The 18,816-nt window shown below is 58.9% G+C and carries 16 protein-coding genes and 1 rRNA gene; 7 read left to right on the plus strand and 10 right to left on the minus strand.

The features are described from left to right. Positions 1–100 (plus strand): 5S ribosomal RNA (rrf, locus tag OP500_RS07800); the annotation flags it as partial. Positions 101–451: 351 nt separating this feature from the next. Here rrf and OP500_RS07805 read toward each other — a convergent pair. Both OP500_RS07805 and OP500_RS07810 read right to left on the minus strand, forming a co-directional pair. Next, entirely contained in the window at positions 452–2,206 is a 1,755-nt protein-coding gene (locus OP500_RS07805) for an ABC transporter ATP-binding protein/permease (RefSeq protein ID WP_274070627.1), read from the minus strand. Between the two features lie 114 nt (positions 2,207–2,320). Further along, positions 2,321–4,531 (minus strand): TonB-dependent receptor, encoded by a 2,211-nt coding sequence (locus tag OP500_RS07810; protein WP_274070628.1) that lies wholly within the window; start codon positions 4,529–4,531, stop codon positions 2,321–2,323. Positions 4,532–5,213: 682 nt separating this feature from the next. Between OP500_RS07810 and ccoG the strand changes: the two genes are divergently transcribed. Beyond that, positions 5,214–6,617 (plus strand): cytochrome c oxidase accessory protein CcoG, encoded by a 1,404-nt coding sequence (gene ccoG / locus OP500_RS07815; protein ID WP_274070671.1) that lies wholly within the window; start codon positions 5,214–5,216, stop codon positions 6,615–6,617. 2 nt (positions 6,618–6,619) lie between these two features. After that, positions 6,620–7,216, plus strand: coding sequence for a FixH family protein (locus tag OP500_RS07820; protein ID WP_274070629.1), 597 nt, complete (start codon positions 6,620–6,622; stop codon positions 7,214–7,216). A gap of 361 nt (positions 7,217–7,577) precedes the next feature. Here the strand turns inward: OP500_RS07820 and rnhA are convergent, their stop codons facing one another. Then, positions 7,578–8,024, minus strand: a complete 447-nt coding sequence (gene rnhA / locus OP500_RS07825; RefSeq protein WP_274070630.1) for a ribonuclease HI — start codon at positions 8,022–8,024, stop codon at positions 7,578–7,580. 106 nt (positions 8,025–8,130) lie between these two features. Beyond that, positions 8,131–8,379, minus strand: coding sequence for an NGO1151 family protein (locus OP500_RS07830; protein WP_274070631.1), 249 nt, complete (start codon positions 8,377–8,379; stop codon positions 8,131–8,133). Positions 8,380–8,447: 68 nt separating this feature from the next. Between OP500_RS07830 and OP500_RS07835 the strand changes: the two genes are divergently transcribed. After that, positions 8,448–9,245, plus strand: coding sequence for a hypothetical protein (locus OP500_RS07835; RefSeq protein WP_238748587.1), 798 nt, complete (start codon positions 8,448–8,450; stop codon positions 9,243–9,245). Between the two features lie 103 nt (positions 9,246–9,348). Here OP500_RS07835 and crcB read toward each other — a convergent pair whose 3' ends face one another. The 5 genes from crcB to OP500_RS07860 form a co-directional block, all read right to left on the minus strand. Continuing rightward, positions 9,349–9,702 carry a fluoride efflux transporter CrcB gene (crcB, locus tag OP500_RS07840; RefSeq protein ID WP_238748588.1) on the minus strand — a complete coding sequence of 118 codons (354 nt, stop codon included), beginning with the start codon at positions 9,700–9,702 and terminating at the stop codon, positions 9,349–9,351. Then, complete coding sequence (locus OP500_RS07845; protein ID WP_238748589.1) at positions 9,699–10,472, minus strand: methylated-DNA--[protein]-cysteine S-methyltransferase; 774 nt, start codon at positions 10,470–10,472, stop codon at positions 9,699–9,701. Before OP500_RS07845 ends, crcB begins: the two co-directional genes overlap by 4 nt. 273 nt (positions 10,473–10,745) lie before the next feature. After that, a complete protein-coding gene (gene rpoD / locus OP500_RS07850; RefSeq protein ID WP_238748591.1) occupies positions 10,746–12,725 on the minus strand; it encodes an RNA polymerase sigma factor RpoD in 1,980 nt (659 codons plus the stop codon). A gap of 326 nt (positions 12,726–13,051) precedes the next feature. Further along, a complete protein-coding gene (locus OP500_RS07855; protein ID WP_274070672.1) occupies positions 13,052–13,939 on the minus strand; it encodes an NAD(+) kinase in 888 nt (295 codons plus the stop codon). Positions 13,940–14,173: 234 nt separating this feature from the next. Then, the gene (locus OP500_RS07860) at positions 14,174–14,953 is read right to left on the minus strand and encodes a tRNA threonylcarbamoyladenosine dehydratase (protein ID WP_274070632.1); all 780 of its coding nucleotides are present in this window, start codon (positions 14,951–14,953) and stop codon (positions 14,174–14,176) included. A 155-nt stretch (positions 14,954–15,108) separates the two neighbouring features. Here OP500_RS07860 and OP500_RS07865 point away from each other — a divergent pair, with 155 nt between their 5' ends. Then, positions 15,109–15,588: a universal stress protein gene (locus tag OP500_RS07865; RefSeq protein WP_274070633.1), complete on the plus strand. Its 480-nt coding sequence runs from the start codon at positions 15,109–15,111 to the stop codon at positions 15,586–15,588. 223 nt (positions 15,589–15,811) lie between these two features. Then, positions 15,812–16,432: a PAQR family membrane homeostasis protein TrhA gene (gene trhA / locus OP500_RS07870; protein ID WP_274070673.1), complete on the plus strand. Its 621-nt coding sequence runs from the start codon at positions 15,812–15,814 to the stop codon at positions 16,430–16,432. A gap of 66 nt (positions 16,433–16,498) precedes the next feature. On the opposite strand, the gene OP500_RS07875 is transcribed toward trhA, so the two are convergent. Further along, positions 16,499–17,746: a D-amino acid dehydrogenase gene (locus tag OP500_RS07875; RefSeq protein WP_274070634.1), complete on the minus strand. Its 1,248-nt coding sequence runs from the start codon at positions 17,744–17,746 to the stop codon at positions 16,499–16,501. Between the two features lie 240 nt (positions 17,747–17,986). On the opposite strand from OP500_RS07875, the gene OP500_RS07880 reads away from it, so the two are divergent. Continuing rightward, entirely contained in the window at positions 17,987–18,790 is an 804-nt protein-coding gene (locus tag OP500_RS07880) for a basic amino acid ABC transporter substrate-binding protein (RefSeq protein WP_274070635.1), read from the plus strand. Positions 18,791–18,816: the final 26 nt, after the last annotated feature.

Consider the following 18,816-nt stretch of genomic DNA (forward strand, 5'->3'; position numbering starts at 1 on the left):
GCGGTTTGGTCCCACTCCTTCCCATCCCGAACAGGACAGTGAAACGAACCAGCGCCGATGATAGTACGGTCTCCCGTGTGAAAGTAGGTCACCGCCAAACCCTTATTCATACCCCCTGCCTAATAAACCATAGGCAGGGGGTTTCCGTTTGCGGGGGAGGAAGGACGTGTGGATTCACTAAAAACAGCATGAAAAACTTTTCAGGCTGCTTTTTGATGTTGATCTAAAGTGCCGCTTCACAGCTTATAGGTGTGGCTCGCAGCAGTTAATCAATGGTATGGGCTGCTAAATAGATACCCGGTTTGTCGGTATTCTGCGTTATATAGGGGAGTAACAGTAAAGCAGCCTGAAACCTGGAAGACATCAATAATTATGGCCGGTTCCTAGATCCTTACCGTAAAATTTTACTCGGGCTTCCGTTTGGCGACGGAAGCCCGAGTTTGTTTTATCTTCAAGCGATGAGGATGCTGCGTTTGTGATAGGCAGCGAGTGTGCAGCGGTGGCCGATGCTGACTAAGGTGCTGTCGGGCAGGCGCTTGAGTAACAGCTGGTAGAGCGTTTCTTCGGTCGGCTCATCGAGGGCGGCGGTGGATTCATCCAGCAAAACCAGGCGGGGGCGGGCGAGCAGGATGCGGATAAAGGCGATGCGCTGCAGTTCGCCCGGGGAGAGACGGTGCTGCCAGTCGTCGGTAATATCCAAATACGGCAGCCATTTTTCCATGCAGCAGTCCCGCATGGCATTTTCCAAATCAGGGTGTTGCGGATCAATATCGGGATAGCACACCGCTTCGCGCAGGCTGCCTTGCGGAACATAGGACCGCTGCGGGACAAACATAATGTCTTCTTGCGGCGGGGCGCTGATTTCGCCGCTGACGCCGAACGGCCACAAACCGGCTAGGGCGCGCAGCAGGGAAGTTTTGCCGCAGCCTGAAGCGCCTTGTATCAGCAGGCTGTCGCCGGGGGCGGCTTGTAGGTTGATGTTTTCGATTAGGGCATCGCCATTGCTGCGGTACAGAGAGAGTTTATCGACTTTCAGGCTGCCTTCGCTTACCTGCCGGCGGACTTCAGCCGGGCTGCTTTCAGGCTGCATGCTGTCGAAAAAGCCGCTCAAGCGCTCCAAGCGGGCGCGGTAGGCGGTGAATTTGCCGTAGAAATTGCGAAAGAAAGACAGGCTGCGCTGCAGGCGGGTAAAGGCCTGCACGGTTTGGTGCATATCGCCGATTTTGATTTGGCCAGCGAAAAAACGCGGCGCCTGCAGCATCAGAGGCAGCAGCTGCACGCCCTGGGTAAGCATGGTGTTGTAGCCGCCCAGTGCCACGCTTTGGCGGGCGATACGCCAGCGGTTGCGGATTACGGCACGGAAGCTGTCGCTGAGTTTGGCTTCTTCGCCGGCTTCGCCGTGGTAGAAGGCGATGCTTTCGGCATGGTCGCGCACGCGGATGAGGGCGTAACGGTAATCGCCGTTGAGTTTTTCGTTTTCAAAATTGTGGCGGATCAGCGGCCGGCCGACCCACATCGCGCCAACGGTGGAAAGCAGGGCGAAGATAAAGACGAAAAAGACGATGCCGCGCGGAATTTCGTAGCCCAAGATGCTGAGAATGCCGGAAAGCCCCCACAGCACGATGGTAAATTCGATGGCGGTTACCACCGATTCGATCATGCCGCGCACAAATTCGATGGATGAAGCGATAAAGTCCTGCGCATCCTGCTGGATACGCTGGTCGATATTGTCGGGCGCGGCGCGGCGCATATGCAGGCGGTAGTAGTTTTTATCGGCCATCCAGCGCGAAACCAGCACTTGGTTGAGCCGCTGCGACCATTTGATTGCCAGCGCCTGATCGAGAAAATCGTTGATGATGCCGTTGAGCGTGCGCAGGGTTACCACCGCGGCGTTAATCAGGGCGAAAAACCAAAAAGCCTGCGCTTTGGCATCCTGCAAAGCGCTGTAAAGGCCGTTGTAGAAAAACGTATTGAGCACGTTCAGGCGGATTTCGGTCAGCAGCAGCACCAGGATAAACAGCATAAGCAGCACGATTTTCAGGCTGCCGCTGCGGCTAAGACAGGGGCGGGTGATCTGCCAGAATTCGCGGCCGAAGCGGGTACGCGACACCAGCAGGACAACCACCGCCAGCGCAGCAATCACGCCGATCAGGCTTTGCAGCAGCCACATCGGGCTGGCATTCAGTTCGATTTGCCATTTCTGCATGGGGAAAACCAGTATAAAAAGGGGAAAAACGGTTTTCAGGCTGCCTATGGCGGATAGGCAGCCTGAAAAGGGAAAGCGGCAGGCGGCAGCGGACGGCTGCGGCCTGCCGACGCTTTAAAACGCGTATTCGGCTTTCAGCCAGAAGGTGCGCGGCATACCGACTACGGCGAAGCTGCGGTCAAAGCGACCACGCTGAATTTGCCAGTAGTGTTTGTTGAACAGATTTTCTACTGCAGTGCCGATAGTAAGAGTATTGCCACCCAGTGTGGTTTTGTAGCGTGCGCCAATATCAACTAATGTGTAGGATGGCAGTTTGTATTTCTGTTCGGCGTCCTGATAGGACTTGCCGTAGTGCTGGACGTTGGCGTTCAGTGTCAGACCTTTGGCAAACGGAGTGTCCCATTCCACGCCGACTTTGGCGATGAATTTCGGGCTGGTGACCTGATGGCCTTTGCGGACGATGTTGTCGTCCCATTTTGGGAAGTTAATCAGGTCGGAGCGGATGAAACTCATGCCGACGCTGGGACGCAGGGTTTTACCTAGCAGATTGGCGTAAGCGTTGAGTTCCAGGCCGCGATAACGCTCTTTGCCGCGCTCTTCACCGGCCATTGCCAAACCGTCTTTCTTGAGATCCGCATAATGAGTGCCGTTGGTGCTGTTACCATGCCAATAGCCGGGTCGGGTGATTTGGTAAATGTTGGCGGAGGTAACGATATCACCCCAGTTTTTACGCACACCCAATTCAATCTGTTTGCTCACGCGCGGCTTGGAAGCATTGCCGTCTTCGTCCACTTCTCCCGGTTCGAGGTCTTCCATGTAGTTGCTGTAGATGACGAAATCCGGCGAGGGCACCCACGAGGCGGCCAGCATCGGGCCGAAGCGTTTTTTGCTGTTTTTGTCGCCTGTGCGGTAGTCGTCCTGTTTCACCCACTGGTAGCGTCCGCCCAAAGTCAGACGGATGGTGTTGTTGTTGAAACCCAAAGTGTCGGATACGGCGATGCTCGGGGTGGTCTGTTTCATGTCAACGGTTTGGCGGGTAGCAGACACGATGTTAGGCGTGATGCCGGAGAAATCGGGTGCGTAAATGGTTTGGTTGCGTAATGGGTCGCCGTAGTTAAGCGGGCCGCTTTTGTGGTCGCGCGAACGGGAAACATAGTCAAACGAGGCTGCCCAGTTATGTACGACGGGGCCGGTGTCGAATTCGCCGCGTGCTTTGAGCGTGCCGCTGGTGGTGCGCGAGCGGATGTCCCACGGTGTGGCGGCGGCTGCGGAGTATTGGCCTGTGGCCGGGTTGACCATCCGAAGCTGGGTGAAGCCGCCTTCGTATTTCGATTCCATATAGCCGATACCGCCGGAGAGCTGCATGTTCCAGTCGGTGTCGTACTCGAAGGTGGCCATGTTGGTAACGGTGCGGGTGGTCTGCTCCTGCCAGCTCGGCACCAGATTGATTTTGCCGTCGGGTGCTGCGGGGAATGCAAACTTATAATTTTGCATATCTTGGAAACGTGCCCGGCTGCCTTCGGTATTGCGGTGGTTGTACATGAAATCATAGGACACGCGCAGTTTCTCGCCGCGATAATCGGCGTTCAGGCCGAATTCCTGGTTGTCTTCCTTATAGCCGTGGCGCGGTGTGTTGCCGTGGCGGTATTTGCCGGTTGCGCGCACGCCCCATTCTTTGTTCGTGCCGAAACGCTGTCCGAAATCAAACGAAGCCTGCGGACGGCTTTTGCCAAACCAGCCCAAGCCGATTTTGCGGTTGCCTTCGTCGGACGCTTTTTTGGTTTCGATATTGACGGAAGAGCCGGTTGCTCCTTCGGGATCCATGCCGGTGGTCGAACTGGATGCGCCTTTAATCAGCTGTGCGGAAGCCACGTTGGCGGTAGGCGTATGCCAGTAGGAATACAGACCGGGCAGACCGTTGATACTGAACTGCTTGGCGTCCAATTGCAGACCGCGCACATACAGCCCCTGCAAGGTATTGCTTTCACCGCCAAACTGCATAACTGACGCATCAGTTTTGGCAATGGTATCCACCAGTGTGCGAGACGCATTGTTCTCCAAAACTTTTTCATCATAGTTCACCACGGTAATCGGTGCGGTGAACGCATTGGCACGGCCGAGAAGCCCCAGATTCACGCGGTCGCGCAAGTCGCCGTCGCTGGCGATGGAATAAGACTTGGCGGCGCGCACGCGCTTGGGATCGGCTTTGATTTTGACTGTTTGCAGCTCTTGGCCGTCGCCGTTTGGCGCGGCATCGTCGGCAAAGGCGGCGGGCACCATGCCCAGCGCCATCATCACGGCAAGTGTGGGTGTTTTCAATTTCATAATAAATAAAAGGCATTTGCAAAAATAAAGGGACGCGGATTGTAGCGTATTTTTCAAAATACTCAAATGGATGGCATGGAGATCATGCAGGGTTTTCAGGCAGCCTGAAAAGGGCGGCAAACGCGCGCAAAAGCGGCATTGATATTGCTGTTCTTTTTACAAAACGGCGGTTTCAGGCTGCTTGGAATTTACGTAAAACCAACACAACCACTGATATTTTTAACAAAAATTTGTGAAGATTCAGGCAGCCTGAAAACATGATCCTGCGTTTTCAGGCTGCTTTTCGGGAGAAGGCAGCCTGAAAAAAGCCGGCGGACAGGTTTTTCAGGCTGCCCAAGCCGTTTTGGCGATTAAATAAATTCATGGCTGCGGCAGGCGAAAGGCGTATAATTCCGAGCGCTTTGACACTACAGATAACAGCTCTTTACAAAGAGCGGCATTTCAGGAAACAACCATGTCAGAAACACAGCATACACCTCAGGAAAACCAAGAAATCCCTGCGGCAAAAGCCGCTTCTGCCGCCGCAGAAGGCGCCGCCGCGCCCGAAGCGGCGTCTGTACCGGCGCCAACTGCCGAAGCCACCGAAACTGCGGTTCAGGCTGCCCCTGCCGCCGAAAAAAACACCGGCACCGAAGCTGCCGCCCCCGCCGCCAAAAAAGCCGCCCCCAAACCCAAGCCGAAAATGAAAGAGCAGGTGATCCAGGTGCACCAGGGCGCCAAACGGATCCACCCCAAGCTGGCCAAAGGGCGCTTTGCCAACCTGCGCATTGTGATGATCGTGCTCACCCAGCTGGTGTTCTACGGCATTCCGTGGCTGATGTGGAGCGGCCGGCAGGCGGTGCTGTTTGATATTCCCAGCCGTCATTTCTACATTTTCGGCGCCGTGCTGGTGCCAACCGATTTGCTGTATCTCACCGGTTTGCTGATGGTGTCGGCATTCGGCCTGTTTTGGTGGACGACCATCGCCGGCCGCCTGTGGTGCGGCTATGCCTGCCCGCAAACGGTTTACACCGAAATCATGCTGTGGATCGACCATTTTGTCGAAGGCGACCGCAACAAGCGGCTCAAGCTCGACAAAGAGCCGTGGAACTTCCGCAAAATCCGCATCAAAGCGCTCAAATACCTGCTGATATTTTTCGTTGCCGCCTGGACGGGCATTTCCTTTTCAGGCTGGTTTGTCCCCATCCGCCAATTCGTGCCCGCCATCTTTAACGGCACCGCCGGCGGCGCGGCAGTAGGCGCGGCGGTTTTCTACGGCTTTATGACCTGGCTGTTCGGCCATGTGATGCGGGAAAAAGTCTGCCAGCACATGTGCCCCTACGCCCGCTTCCAAAGCGCGATGTTTGACCACGACACGCTGGTGATTTCCTACGACACCGAACGCGGCGAACCGCGCGGCGCGCGCAAGAAAACCGCCGCCAAAGAAGAAACCAGCCTGGGCGACTGCATCAACTGCACCATGTGCGTGCAGGTGTGTCCGGTGGGCATCGACATCCGCGACGGCCTGCAGTACGAATGCATCGGCTGCGCCGCCTGCATCGACGCCTGCGACGACATCATGGACAAAATGGGCTACGAGCGCGGCCTGATCCGCTACACCACCGAAGCCGTCCTGAACCACGACTACACCGACAAAGACATCAAAAAACGCCTGTTGCGGCCAAAAGTCGTCGGCTACGGCAGCATACTGCTGGCCGCCGCCATCGGCCTGATTATCGGCGTTGCCACCCGTCAGACGCTGAACGTCGATATCGTCAAAGACCGCGGCGTGATGGTGCGCGAAAACAAACAGGGGCTGCTGGAAAACACCTACAGCCTGAAAATCACCAACGCCAGCGAAGAAACCCAAATCGTTACCGCCAGCGTCAGCGGTTTCCCCGAAATCTACCTGACCGGCCTGCCGGAAAAAGGCGTTGCCGTGAAAGGCGGCGACACCCTGTCGGTGCCGATCCGCGTATCCACCCAGCCCGAATACGCCGACAAAGGCAGCCACCCCATCCAGTTCACCTTCCGCTACCGCAACGAAAAAGCCCCCGCCGACCAGGCGCGCAACATCGTTGAAAACGCCAGCTTTATCGGAGAATAAGCATGCCAGCGCCGCAGCCGGACAAAAAACCGTGGTATCGCCATCCCATCCCGTGGCTGCTGTTTGCCGGTCCGCTGATTGTGGTGGCCGCCAGCTTCATCACCCTGAAAATTGCCCTGAACAACAACAGCGACGTTGTTAGCGACGACTACTACAAAGACGGCAAGCACATCAATCTGCAGCTTGACCGCGACCGCGAAGCCGCCCGCCGCGGCATCAGCGCCCATGTGCTGTTCGACAGCGAAGGCAGCGGCGCCAAAGTGTTTGTCGGCGGCCGCTTCGAGCGCAAAGTCCCGCTCAAGCTGCTGCTGCTGCACCCTGCACGCAAAGCAGACGACCAAAGCATCGAGCTTAAAATCAAGCCCGATGCCGGCCAAGACGGAATGACCGAATACAGCGCCCAGTTCAAACAAGCCCTGCCGTCTGCCGTGCACTGGTATGTGCGCATCGAAGATGGCGCCGGCCAATGGCGGGTGGAAAACAAATGGCTGCCCAATAAGGGGCCCAGCCTGAGCCTGAGCGCCGATATGTCGCTTTTGGACGACGAAGCATCCGCCGCATCGGCCGCTGCTGTTTCCGCTTCCGCGCCGGCTGAGTAGTCTGCCTGTTCAAATTTTCAGGCTGCTTTGCTGGGAACAAAAGCAAAGCAGCCTGAAAGCCTTTTTTCGCCGTCCCAAGCAGCCTGAAAGCAAAAAACGCCTTTCAGGTTGCTTTGCCGTATCGGCGCCGCCAAAGGCAGCCTGAAAAGCGGAGCCGGTTTTTCAGGCTGCCTTCATCGCTCAGCGTGGCGGGCGGCAAGCCGGAAGATACAAACGGCTGCGGTTGGGCATTGCGGCAAGCGGCGAGCTAAGGGCAGCCTGAAAAAAACCGCCTGCGAATGGATAACAAACCAAGCAAAAGGCAGCCTGAAAAGCACCAATCTGCTTTTCAGGCTGCCTTTTGCTGCGGCGGGCGGCGGGTTCAGGCTGCTGCCGCCTGCGCCGCGCCGCGGTTGGCCAATTCGTCGGCGCGCTCGTTTTCGGGATGGCCGGTATGGCCGCGCACCCACTGCCATTCGATTTGGTGTTGCGCGGCCAGCTCATCGAGCCGCTGCCACAGCTCGGCGTTTTTCACCGGCTGTTTGGCGGCGGTTTTCCAGCCGTTGCGCTTCCAGCCGTGTATCCATTTTTCCATGCCGTTTTTCACATATTGCGAGTCGGTACAGATCACCACGCGGCAGGGGCGCGTGAGCGCGGCCAGCCCTTCGATTACCGCCGAGAGTTCCATGCGATTGTTGGTGGTTTGCGCTTCGCCGCCGAACAGTTCTTTTTCGTGGCGGCCGTAGCGCATCAGCACCCCCCAGCCGCCGGGGCCGGGATTGCCTTTGCAGGCGCCGTCGGTGTAAAGGTAAACGCTGGGTGCGGACATGGCCGGCCTTTCGTTGCAATGCTGCCGCAGCAGGCGTTTCAGGCAGCCTGAAAACGCTGCGGGCAGATGTTAAAAAACGGCAAATTCGGGTAAACTGCCGCCCGTTTCAGCCTTTCTCGCGGAAGAACGCGTAAGCCGCATCTTGGAACAGCTCGGCGTGTAGGCTGTTGCCGTAGGAAAGCTCGGCCACTTCGTCTTCAAAAGCAGCCTGAATCGACTCGGCCGCATCCTGCGCGGTTTCGGGCGGCAGCACCCGCAGCAGCCCTTTGAATGCCGCCGCCAGCACGCGGTTTTGCATATTCAGCGCGTCTATCGACTGCTCGAGATAGTCTAAACGCTGTTCCAACTGTTCCACGGTATCGCCTTTCAAAAAAACGCGCATTGTAAAACCGCCCAGCCGAACCATCAAACGGAATCCGATTTATGACCATGCCCACCAACGACAACAAGGACAATATGATTTTCACTCTGGAAGACGGCCAGAGCAGCGGCAGCGCCGAGCATTACAGCGATTGGGAACACTCGCTCGACCAGCTGCGCCACATCCGCGGCAGCGATGCCGGCGCCGATTCCGCGCTGACCCGTCCGGTGGCGCGCACCGCCGAAGAGCTGCAGCGCGACGAAGTGAAGCTTTTCGGCGATGCCGAACTGGAAAGCGCCTACCGCGAATTTCTGCGCCAGAACGAAGCCGAGCACAATGCGCGGGTAGAGCAGCAGGGCGCCGAAGAAGACGTCGGCATCCTGATTCAGGAAGACTGGCTCAACGCCCAAAGCGCGCTGCAGAGCGAATACAACCGCCGCCATCAGGAACATATCCAAACGCTGGTGCTCAATCCCGATTATGTCGGCCGCGAAAACGACGCCCTGCCCGAAGCCGATGCCGACAATCTGCCCAACCGCTTTGTTCCCGCCCGCAGCGGCGAAGCGCTGCCCGCTGCTGCGGTTTATGTTTACGCCCTGCCGGAGCTGCCGTCCACCCGCCGCATCCGCGTGCTGTCCGAGCAGGAATTGGTTGCGTCGCTGGAAGAGCGGCTGAAAGTGCATCTGAGCAACGCCGTCGCCGGCATGGTGCGCCATGTGCTGCAGAAAAAACTCGCCACCCTGGCCTACGATCTGCAGATGGTGCTCAACGCCGAAACCCCGCAGCTGGTGGAAGAAGTGCTGTCGCACAATATGGCGTCGATTATGCGCGCGGTGAAAGACAGTCTGCCCAAAGAATAGGGCGCCACGGCGATACGGCAAAAAGCAGCCTGAAAACCGGATAACCGGTTTTCAGGCTGCTTTTTTTGTGCTTTCAGGCTGCCTGCAAGATGCCGGCAGCGGTTTACGGCCTGCCCAGCATCAGGCCGGCGGCGACGGCGGTCAGGCCGAGTATCAGGCTGGCGGCCAAGTAGAGCGCCAGCGTGGCAAACTGCTGCGCCTGCCACAGCTGCACGCATTCGAGTGACAGGGTGGAAAAGGTGGTGAAGCCGCCGCAGAAGCCGGCAATCAGCAGCCAGCGCCAGGCGCTGTCGTGGGCAAGGCTGTGGGCAAGCAGGCCGATCAGCAGGCAGCCGGCGAGATTGGCGAACAGGGTAGCCCACGGAAAGCCCGGCTGCACTTGCGGCAGCATCCGGCTTAAGGCGTAGCGGCACACGCTGCCCAGCCCGCCGCCGAGAAACACCAGCAGCCAGTTCATGCGAACAGGTCTCCGGTGGGTGCGGTGTGGCGGCGCTCGTGCGCCAGCAGCCAGGCTTTGCGCTCCAGCCCGCCGGCGTAGCCGGTCAGGGTGCCGCTGCTGCCGATGACGCGGTGGCAGGGAATGATGACGGAGATTTTGTTCTGGCCGTTGGCCGCGGCCACGGCACGCACGGCTTTGGCGTTCCCCAGTGATTCGGCCTGCTGCAGGTAGCTGTGGGTTTCGCCGTAGGGAATGCGCTGCAGCGCCACCCACACCTGCTGCTGGAACGGGGTGCCGACGGGATCGAGCGGCAGCGAAAAGTCTTTCAGGCTGCCTGAAAAATAGGCTGCAAGCTGCTGCAGGGTGTCGCGCACCAGCGGGCTGTCGCCGGCCTGCAGACGCCCCGGCCGCGCGGCCAGCACCGCCAGCAGTTCGCGCTCGGTGCCGGCGCTTTCGGGAAATTCGAGCAGGCACAGGCCGCGTTCGGAAAACACCGCCAGCATGGAGCCGAGCGGGCTGTCGGCCGCCGTCCACAGCAGTTTGCCGCTGCCGCCGGCGGGCGGGTGCCGCAGCAGGTGGGACAGCCGTTTGAGCCGCACATAGTCGGCAATACTGGTGCCGGTGCAGCGGGCAAAATCGGCAGCCAGCGCCGCCTGCTGCGCGGTGCCCTGCAGCGGGTGGCCGTCAGGGAAGGGCGGCGGGTTTTCCTGCGCATCCAGCCAGCTGGCGTAGTTTTGCCAGCGCTCGGGCAGCAGGCCGGATACTGGCGGCGGGGTAAAGGGATTCATGGCGGTTTGGGCTTGGAATGGGAAAAGGGGAACAGGGTTTCAGGCTGCCTGAAAGGTCGGGCGGGCTTGGTTTGGCTGCTTGGGCTGCGGTTAGTATCCGGTGGGAGTCGGTTGGCGGTTGGTGCGCGGTGCGCGGTGCGCAACCCTACGCGGCTTGTAATCGGCGGCGCGGTGTTTGCTTTACGCGCTTTTGCAGGCGCCGGTGCGTCCGGTTCAGGCAGCCTGAAACAAAAAAAGGCAGCCTGAAACGGGTTTTCAGGCTGCCTGACGGGCTTATTTCGCGTCTTCGCTGTCCAAGAAGCTTTTGAGCTTGTCGCTGCGGGTGGGGTGGCGCAGCTTGCGCAGGGCTTTGGCTTCGATTTGGCGGATGCGCTCGCGGGTTACGTCGAACTGCTTGCCGACTTCTTCCAGCGTGTGGTCGGTGTTCATGTCGATGCCAAAACGCATGCGCAGCACTTTGGCTTCGCGCGGGGTCAGGCTCTCGAGCACGTCGGCGGTGACTTCGCGCAGGCTGGAATACATGGCGGCATCGGCCGGCGCGATGTTGTTCGCGTCTTCGATAAAGTCGCCCAAGTGGCTGTCGTCGTCGTCGCCGATGGGGGTTTCCATGGAAATCGGCTCTTTGGCGATTTTCATGATTTTGCGGATTTTGTCTTCCGGCATTTCCATCAGCTCGGCGAGTTTGGCCGGATCCGGCTCTTCGCCGGTTTCCTGCAGGTGTTGGCGCGAGATGCGGTTCATTTTGTTGATGGTTTCGATCATGTGCACCGGAATGCGGATGGTGCGTGCCTGGTCGGCAATCGAGCGGGTGATGGCCTGGCGGATCCACCAGGTGGCATAGGTGGAGAATTTGTAGCCGCGGCGGTATTCGAATTTGTCCACCGCCTTCATCAGGCCGATATTGCCTTCCTGAATCAGATCAAGGAACTGCAGGCCGCGATTGGTGTATTTCTTGGCGATGGAAATCACCAGACGCAGGTTGGCCTGAATCATTTTCTGCTTGGCGGCCGCGGTTTCTTTCTCGCTGGCGACCATGTTTTTGCTGATTTCTTTCAGTTCGGCAATGGAAATGCGGGCGTGCTGTTCGAGTTCGGACATCACGGTCTGCTTTTCCAAAATGGCGTGGCGGAAGCGGTCGAGCGCGTCGCCCCACACGCGGTTTTTGCCGATTTCGTCTTCCAGCCATTCGAGATTGGTCATATTGGGCAGGAAGTTTTGCAGGAAGTAGTCGCGGTCCATGCGCACGCGGTCGAGACAGATGTCGCGGATTTCGCGCTCGAGCTTGCGGATTTGGTCGACGCGGTTGCGCATGCTCTGGCTCAGGCTTTCGATCTGGCGGGTGGAGAAGCGCACTTCCAGCAGTTTGGAAGCGATGGCGTTGCGGTGCTCGATGTATTTGGCGTTGCTGCTGCCGTAGCGGTTGAGCGCGGTGTTCATTTTGGTATAGCTTTTTTCAATCTGCTTGAAGTGCTCGATTACCTGCGCTTTAAGCTCTTCCAGATTGGCGCTTTCGATGCTGCCGGTATCTTCGCCGTCTTCTTCGTCTTCCGAATCGGCGTCGGCATCGGCATCGTCGTCGCTTTGGCTTGGTTTTTGCGCGGCGGGCACCGGCGGGCTTTCCAGATGGCTCAAGCCCAGTTCGTTGAGCAGCACTTCGTTGGGATCGATGATGGCTTCGACCACTTCGTCCACACGGATTTCGTCTTTTTTAATCTGGTCGATCAGCGCCAGAATTTCGGCTACCGAGCCGGGGCAGGCGGAAATTGCCTGAATCATGTTTTTCAGCGCGTGTTCGATTTCTTTGGCGATAACGATTTCGTCTTCGCGGGTCAGCAGATCGACCTGGCCCATTTCGCGCATATACATGCGCACGGGGTCGGTGGTGCGGCCGAACTCGGAATCAGCCTGCGAGAGCGCGGCTTCGGCTTCGGCAACCGCGTCTTCGTCGGTCATGCCGGCGCTGTTGTCGCTCATCAGCAGGGTTTCGGCGTCGGGCGCTTCTTCGGTAACCTGGATGCCCAGACCCTGAATCATATTGACGATGTTGTCGATCTGTTCGGCATCCGACATATCGTCGGGCAGGGCGTCGTTGATTTCGGCGTAGGTGATGTAGCCGCGGTCTTTGCCCTGAATCACCAGTTGGCGCAGGCGGACGCGCTGCTCTTCCAGTGTGAGCGGACGGTTGTCGGTGGTTTGGAGTTCTTCGTTTTCGGCGGTTTCGCCGTTTTGGATTTCGGCTTCTGTCTGAGACATAGTGAAAACTCTTCGAGTGGGGCGGTTGCTCCGACGCGGTTGCGTTTGATCAACATTCTGCATGGGCGGCAGCGTAAGGGGCAGCGGTCGGATAGATGGCCTGCGATAGCCGCATCGGGCTTTCAGGCTGCTTGGCTGTGAGCGGGCAATATAGTGGCTGCCCGTGAATTTGCAAGGCAGCCTGAAAAATAAAGGCGCGGATTGTAACAAAAACAGCGCGCTGTGGCGACGGCGCGCATGGGTTTTCAGGCTGTTTTGCGGTTTTTCAGGCAGCCTGCGGCGTATCATTACGGGCAGGCAGCCTGAAAAGGGAAACGGCGCCGGCATCAAACCAGCTGTTCGCCCCAGTGCAGTTTCTGGCGCAGGGTTTTGTAATACTGGTAGCCGGTGGGCTGGAGCACACGCAGGTTGTGGCGGTAGCGGTGGATGGTGATCATGTCCATGCTTTGGATATCGACGAAGGACTGGCCGTCGTAATGCACGCGCGCGTCGCCGGATTTGGTGATCAGGATTTTGATTTCGCAGGTATCGGAAATCACGATCGGGCGGTTGGTCATCGACTGCGGGCACACCGGCACCAGCGTAACCGCGCGCAGTGAGTTTTGCAGAATCGGCCCGCCGGCGGCCAGCGAATAGGCGGTGGAGCCGGTGGGGGTGGAAACGATCAGGCCGTCGGAGCGCTGGGTGAAGACGAATTCGCCGTTGATAAACACTTCAAACTCGATCATCTGGCCGGTACCGCCGCGCGAGAGCACCACATCGTTGAGCGCCAACCCGTGATAGATTTCCTGCCCCTGCCGCGCGATGGACGTTTCCAGCAGCAGGCATTCGCCGACCAGATATTTGCCGGTGAGCATGCCGGCGAGCTCTTCAAGCATGTTTTCGCGGGCGACTTGGGTGAGAAAGCCCAGATGCCCCTGGTTGATGCCGATCAGCGGCACGCGGTAGGGCGCGGCGGCGCGGGCGGCGGAAAGAAAAGTGCCGTCGCCGCCGAGCACCAAAATCAGGTCGCACAAACGCCCCAAATCGCCGGTGCCGATCTGGCAGCGCTCCAAATCGTGGATGCCGGCCCAGCCTTCGGCCATGCAGGCTTCGTCGAAAAAGACGTTCAGGCCGTTGGCGCACAGAAATTCGATCATTTCGTGCAGGGTCTGGCCGATGTCCGGCGTGTTCGGCCTGGTCAGGATACCGATATTGCGAAATTGGCTTTTTATCATGGCGGCAGCGGCGCGGGTGCGGAAAAAACGCCATTATATAGAGTGGGCGCGGCGGCGCAAACCACAGGCAGCCTGAAACGGGAAAAGCCGTTTCAGGCTGCCTGTTTGCCGGATTCGGGCATCCGGCCTGCGGTGTTTCAGGCTGCTTTGGTTTGGTCGGATTCGAGAATCCGATTTACGAATTTTCAGACTGCCTGTGTTTTTGGATTCGAAAATCTGACCTACAAATTTTCAGGCTGCTTTCGCGCCGGTGCGGACGATGTGTTCCACCGCGGCCTGCGCGCAAAACAGGCCGAAAGGGGCGGTAACCAGCATGCTGGCGCCGTAGCCCGCGCAGGAAAGTCCCTGCGGTGCGGCGTCGCAGGTGGCGGTGTCGGGCATGAGCGGCTGTTCGGTGGAATAGACGCAGGGCACGCCGAGCTTGCGTTTGGGGTCGCGGCTGAAGCCGTAGCGGCGGCGCAGGGTGTAGCGCATATTCGACAGCAGCGCGTCGTGGGTAACCGCCGCCAGATCGGCGCGGCCGATAAGCGCTGGATTGCGCTGGCCGCCGGCGCCGCCGCTGACCACAAAGGGCTGGCCAAGGGCAACAAAACGCGCGGCCATCGCCGCTTTAACTCGCACCTGGTCGATGGCGTCGATCACAAAATCAAAAGGCAGCCTGAAAATTTCATCCAGATTGTCTTCGCTGACAAAATCTTCGATTTCGGTTACTGCGCATTCGGGATTGATGCCGGCAATCCGCTCGGACAGGGCGCGGACTTTGGGCTTGCCGAAATCCGCGCTTAAGGCGTGCAGCTGGCGGTTGGTGTTGGACGGGGCGACGTTGTCCAAGTCCACCAGCGTCAGCGCGCCCACGCCCGAGCGCGCCAGTGCTTCCACCGCCCACGAGCCGACGCCGCCGACGCCGACCACACACACGCGGGCGCGGCGCAGCGTCTCCAGGCCGGCCTCGCCGTACAGGCGGGCGATGCCGCCGAAGCGGCGTGAAAACTGGGATGTGGGTTCAGACATGGCGTGGGTTCCTCAAAGGGTGGCGGGAAAAAAATAGGGGTAGCGGCGCGATGCGGAAAATTGCCGTCGAAGCGGCCGCCGCCGGCGTTTTTGCATTATACTGAATGCGGCAGCGCCTGCTGTCAGCGTAACACTAACAACAACAGGAGAAAATCATGTACCAACATTTAGTCGTTGCTGTGGACGGCAGCAAAACTTCCCTTAATGCCCTGCAACACGCCGCCGAGCTGGCCAAAGCGGTTAAAGCCAGCCTGACGCTGGTTACCGTGGCCAATCCCGGCGAATATATGTCGCTGGCGCCCGAGTTTCTGCAGCACGAAAGCTACGAAGCGGCGGCGATTGCCGGCGGCAACGAAGTGCTGGCCGAAGCGTCTGACGCGGCCAAAGCGGCCGGTGTGGCCGACGTGCAGGCGCATCTGCTGGTAACATCCAAAGGCGCCAAGGAAATGGCGCAGGAGCTGGTCGATTACGCCGATTCGAAAAAAGCCGACCTGCTGGTGCTGGGCACCCACGGCCGCTCGGGGCTGATGCACCTGCTGATGGGCAGCTTTGCCGAAACGCTGATGCGCCAGAGCCACCTGCCGCTGCTGGTGATCCGCAGCACGCAGAGCGAAGAAGACGGTGAAGGCGAATAAACCTCTGCCCCAATATTCAAACAACAGCTTTTCAGGCTGCCTGCCATCTGCTGCAGGCAGCCTGAAAGTTTTTTGCAGTGCGGTTTTTCAGGCTGCATTGATGGTTTGAATGGCACGCCAAAGCCCGCTTTTACCTGTTTTTGCGCCGTAACCCCGCTTTCAGGCTGCCTGCAGGCGTACAATGAAAACAATAAAGATTTTCCACCCGCATAAAGGACAAGCCATGTATATCGGCGAACGATTCAACGCATACAGCCACCTGGCCGGCACCGCGCTGGCGGTTTTGGGCTTGGTGGTGCTGCTGGTGCAGGCCGTGCCCGGCGGCGACGGCTACAAAATCACCAGCGCCGCCGTGTACGGTAGCTGCCTGGTGCTGCTGTATCTGGGTTCGACCGTGTACCACAGCGTGCCCTTTCCCCGTGCCAAAGCGGTGTTGCAGAAGTTCGACCACTGCGCCATCTACCTGCTGATTGCCGGCAGCTACACCCCCTTTACGCTGGTAACGCTCAAAGGCGCGTGGGGCTGGTCGCTGTTCGGCACGGTGTGGGGGCTGTGCCTGTTCGGCATCGTGCAGGAGCTGACGCTGGGGCGGCGCACCCGCAAGCTGTCGCTGCTGCTGTATGTGGTGATGGGCTGGCTGATACTGGTGGCCGTCTATCCGCTGGTGCGCGCGCTGCCGACCGGCGGGCTGGCATGGCTGGTGGCGGGCGGACTGCTCTACAGCGTCGGCATTTATTGGTTTGTTAACGACGAAAAAATCCGCCACGGCCACGGCATCTGGCATCTGTTTGTGCTCGGCGGCAGCTTGGCGCAGTTTTTCTCAGTTTATTTTTATGTGATTTAAAGCGGGTTTGAATAAAGCAGCCTGAAAGCCGGATAGACGGCTTTCAGGCTGCTTTTACCGTGCCGCTCACAGATAACGGATCAGCGACAAATCGCTGCTTTCGATATCCGGCCGGGCGCCGGTGGCCAGGTCGGCGGCCAGTTTTCCCGAGCCCAGCCCCATCGTCCAGCCCAGCGTGCCGTGGCCGGTGTTGGTAAACAGGTTGGCGTAGCGGGTGGCGCCGATTAGCGGCGTGCTGTCGGGCGTCATCGGCCGCAGGCCGCTCCAAAATTCGGCGTTTTGCAGGCTGCCGCAGTCGGGAAACAGCTCGCGCACCACGGTTTCCAGCGTGTCGCGGCATTTGGGTTTGAGTTGCAGGCGGTAGCCGGAGAGTTCGGCCATGCCGCCCACCCGCAGGCGATTGTCGAAGCGGGTCAGCGCGACTTTGTAGGTTTCGTCGAGCACCGTCGAGCGCGGCGCTTTGTCGGCATTGCTCAGCGGCACGGTCAGCGAATAGCCTTTGACCGGATACACCGGCAGCCGGATGCCCAGCTGCGCCAGCTGCGGGCGGCTGAAACTGCCCAGCGCGCAGATGTAGGCGTCGGCGCTGAACATTTCGCCGCCGGCCGCCACGCCGCCGATGCGGTTGCCCGCCGCTTCGATGTGGCGGATTTCGCGCTGGTAGTGGAACACCACGCCCGCCTGTTCGCACATTTTCGCCAGATTGAGCGTAAACAGGCGGCAGTCGCCGGTGGCATCGTGCGGCAGATACAGGCCGCCGGCTATCCCCTGCAGCGCCAGCGCCGGCTCTTGGCGCAGGCAGCCTGAAGCGTCCAGCAATTCGAAAGGCACGCCGAAATCGGCCAGCACGCGCATGTCTTTGGCCGCCTGGTCGATTTCTTTTTGGCTGCGGAACAGCTGCAGCGTGCCCAGCCGGCGGTTTTCAAAGGCAATGCCGGTTTCGTCCTGCAGCTGCGCCAGCAGCGCGCGGCTGTATTCGGAAATCCGCACCATGCGCTCTTTGTTGCGGATATAGGCCGCTTCATTGCAGTTTTGCAGCATCTGCCACAGCCAGCGCAGCTGGAACAGGCTGCCGTCGGGGCGGAAAATCAGCGGCGAGTGGCGGCGGAACAGCCATTTGAACGCCTTAAACGGTATCCCCGGCGCCGCCCACGGCGTGGTGTAGCCGTAGGAAAGCTGGCCGGCGTTGGCAAAGCTGGTTTCCGCCGCCGCATCGGCCGCGCGCTCGATTACTTCCACTTCGTGTCCGGCACGGTTCAGATACCACGCCGTTGCCACGCCGGTAATGCCGGCGCCCATCACGATTACCTTCATCGCATTCTCCCGTTGCCTTTACAGATCTTTATTCTTTATCCCGCGCATTTCAGGCAGCCTGAAAGCGCGTGCCGCCTATCATAAACCGAAACCGCCGGCCGGAAAACGCCGCCATCAAAGCAGCCTGAAAAAAACCGCCGCGCCCCGCCGCCGCGTATTTTGCGATTGTATTTTTATGTTAAACTCAAACGCCCGTACCAAGCGTGCGGGCTTTTCAGAACAACATTCCAGGAGAACACCGTGAACATCAGAACCCACCTTCTTTCCGCTATCTGCGCCACCATGATGCTTGCCGGCTGCGGCGGCCAAGGCGGCAGCAGCGCCAACGACAGCGCCGCATCCGGCACCGCCGCCGGCAGCGGCGAAAAAGTTCTGCGCGTGGCAACCAACGCCGAATTCGCGCCCTTTGAATCTTTGGACGAAAACAAAAACATCCAGGGCTTCGATATCGACCTGATGAACGCGCTGGCCAAAGAAGGGGGGTTTAAAGTCGAATTCACCCACCAGCCCTGGGAGAGCCTGTTCCCCGCGCTGGCCAACGGCGACGTCGATGTGCTCGCTTCGGCCGTTACCATTACCGACGACCGCAAAAAAACCATGCTCTTTTCCGATCCCTACTACCAGATCAGCCAAGTGGTGCTGGTGCCCAAAGGCAAAGACGTCAAAAGCGTGGACGATTTGAAAAAGCTCAATAAAGTCGGCGTGGTAACCGGACAGACCGGCGATTTGGCGGTGCAGAAAATTCTCGGCAACACCAGCGACAAAATCGCCCGCTTCAAAACCGTAACCCTGCTGATGGAAGAAATCGGCAACGGCGGCGTCGATGCCGCAGTCAGCGACAGCGCGGTAGTCGCCCACTACGCCAAAAACAACAGCGACAAAGGCTACAAACTGATCAAACTCGACGGCTTCGACGTTGAAAACTACGGTCTCGTCCTTCGCAAAGGCGACGATGCAACCGCCGCCAAACTCAACGACGCGCTGAAGAAAATCAAAGAAAACGGCGAATACGCCAAAATCGAAAGCAAATACTTCGCCCAATAAGCCGCGCGTTTAACACCCAAAAGGCA

Source organism: Kingella sp. SNUBH-2017, from assembly GCF_028680565.1.
In the GTDB taxonomy this organism is placed as follows: Bacteria; Pseudomonadota; Gammaproteobacteria; order Burkholderiales; family Neisseriaceae; genus Kingella_D; species Kingella_D pumchi.

Coding starts and splice junctions, on each gene's coding strand:
- OP500_RS07860 (WP_274070632.1), bottom strand. CDS start 14,953: ATGTCTGAACCCACATCCCAGTTTTCACGCCGCTTCGGCGGCATCGCC.
- OP500_RS07835 (WP_238748587.1), top strand. CDS start 8,448: ATGACCATGCCCACCAACGACAACAAGGACAATATGATTTTCACTCTG.
- OP500_RS07810 (WP_274070628.1), bottom strand. CDS start 4,531: ATGAAATTGAAAACACCCACACTTGCCGTGATGATGGCGCTGGGCATG.
- trhA (WP_274070673.1), top strand. CDS start 15,812: ATGTATATCGGCGAACGATTCAACGCATACAGCCACCTGGCCGGCACC.
- OP500_RS07820 (WP_274070629.1), top strand. CDS start 6,620: ATGCCAGCGCCGCAGCCGGACAAAAAACCGTGGTATCGCCATCCCATC.
- OP500_RS07805 (WP_274070627.1), bottom strand. CDS start 2,206: ATGCAGAAATGGCAAATCGAACTGAATGCCAGCCCGATGTGGCTGCTG.
- ccoG (WP_274070671.1), top strand. CDS start 5,214: ATGAAAGAGCAGGTGATCCAGGTGCACCAGGGCGCCAAACGGATCCAC.
- OP500_RS07875 (WP_274070634.1), bottom strand. CDS start 17,746: ATGAAGGTAATCGTGATGGGCGCCGGCATTACCGGCGTGGCAACGGCG.
- OP500_RS07845 (WP_238748589.1), bottom strand. CDS start 10,472: ATGAATCCCTTTACCCCGCCGCCAGTATCCGGCCTGCTGCCCGAGCGC.
- rpoD (WP_238748591.1), bottom strand. CDS start 12,725: ATGTCTCAGACAGAAGCCGAAATCCAAAACGGCGAAACCGCCGAAAAC.
- OP500_RS07865 (WP_274070633.1), top strand. CDS start 15,109: ATGTACCAACATTTAGTCGTTGCTGTGGACGGCAGCAAAACTTCCCTT.
- crcB (WP_238748588.1), bottom strand. CDS start 9,702: ATGAACTGGCTGCTGGTGTTTCTCGGCGGCGGGCTGGGCAGCGTGTGC.
- rnhA (WP_274070630.1), bottom strand. CDS start 8,024: ATGTCCGCACCCAGCGTTTACCTTTACACCGACGGCGCCTGCAAAGGC.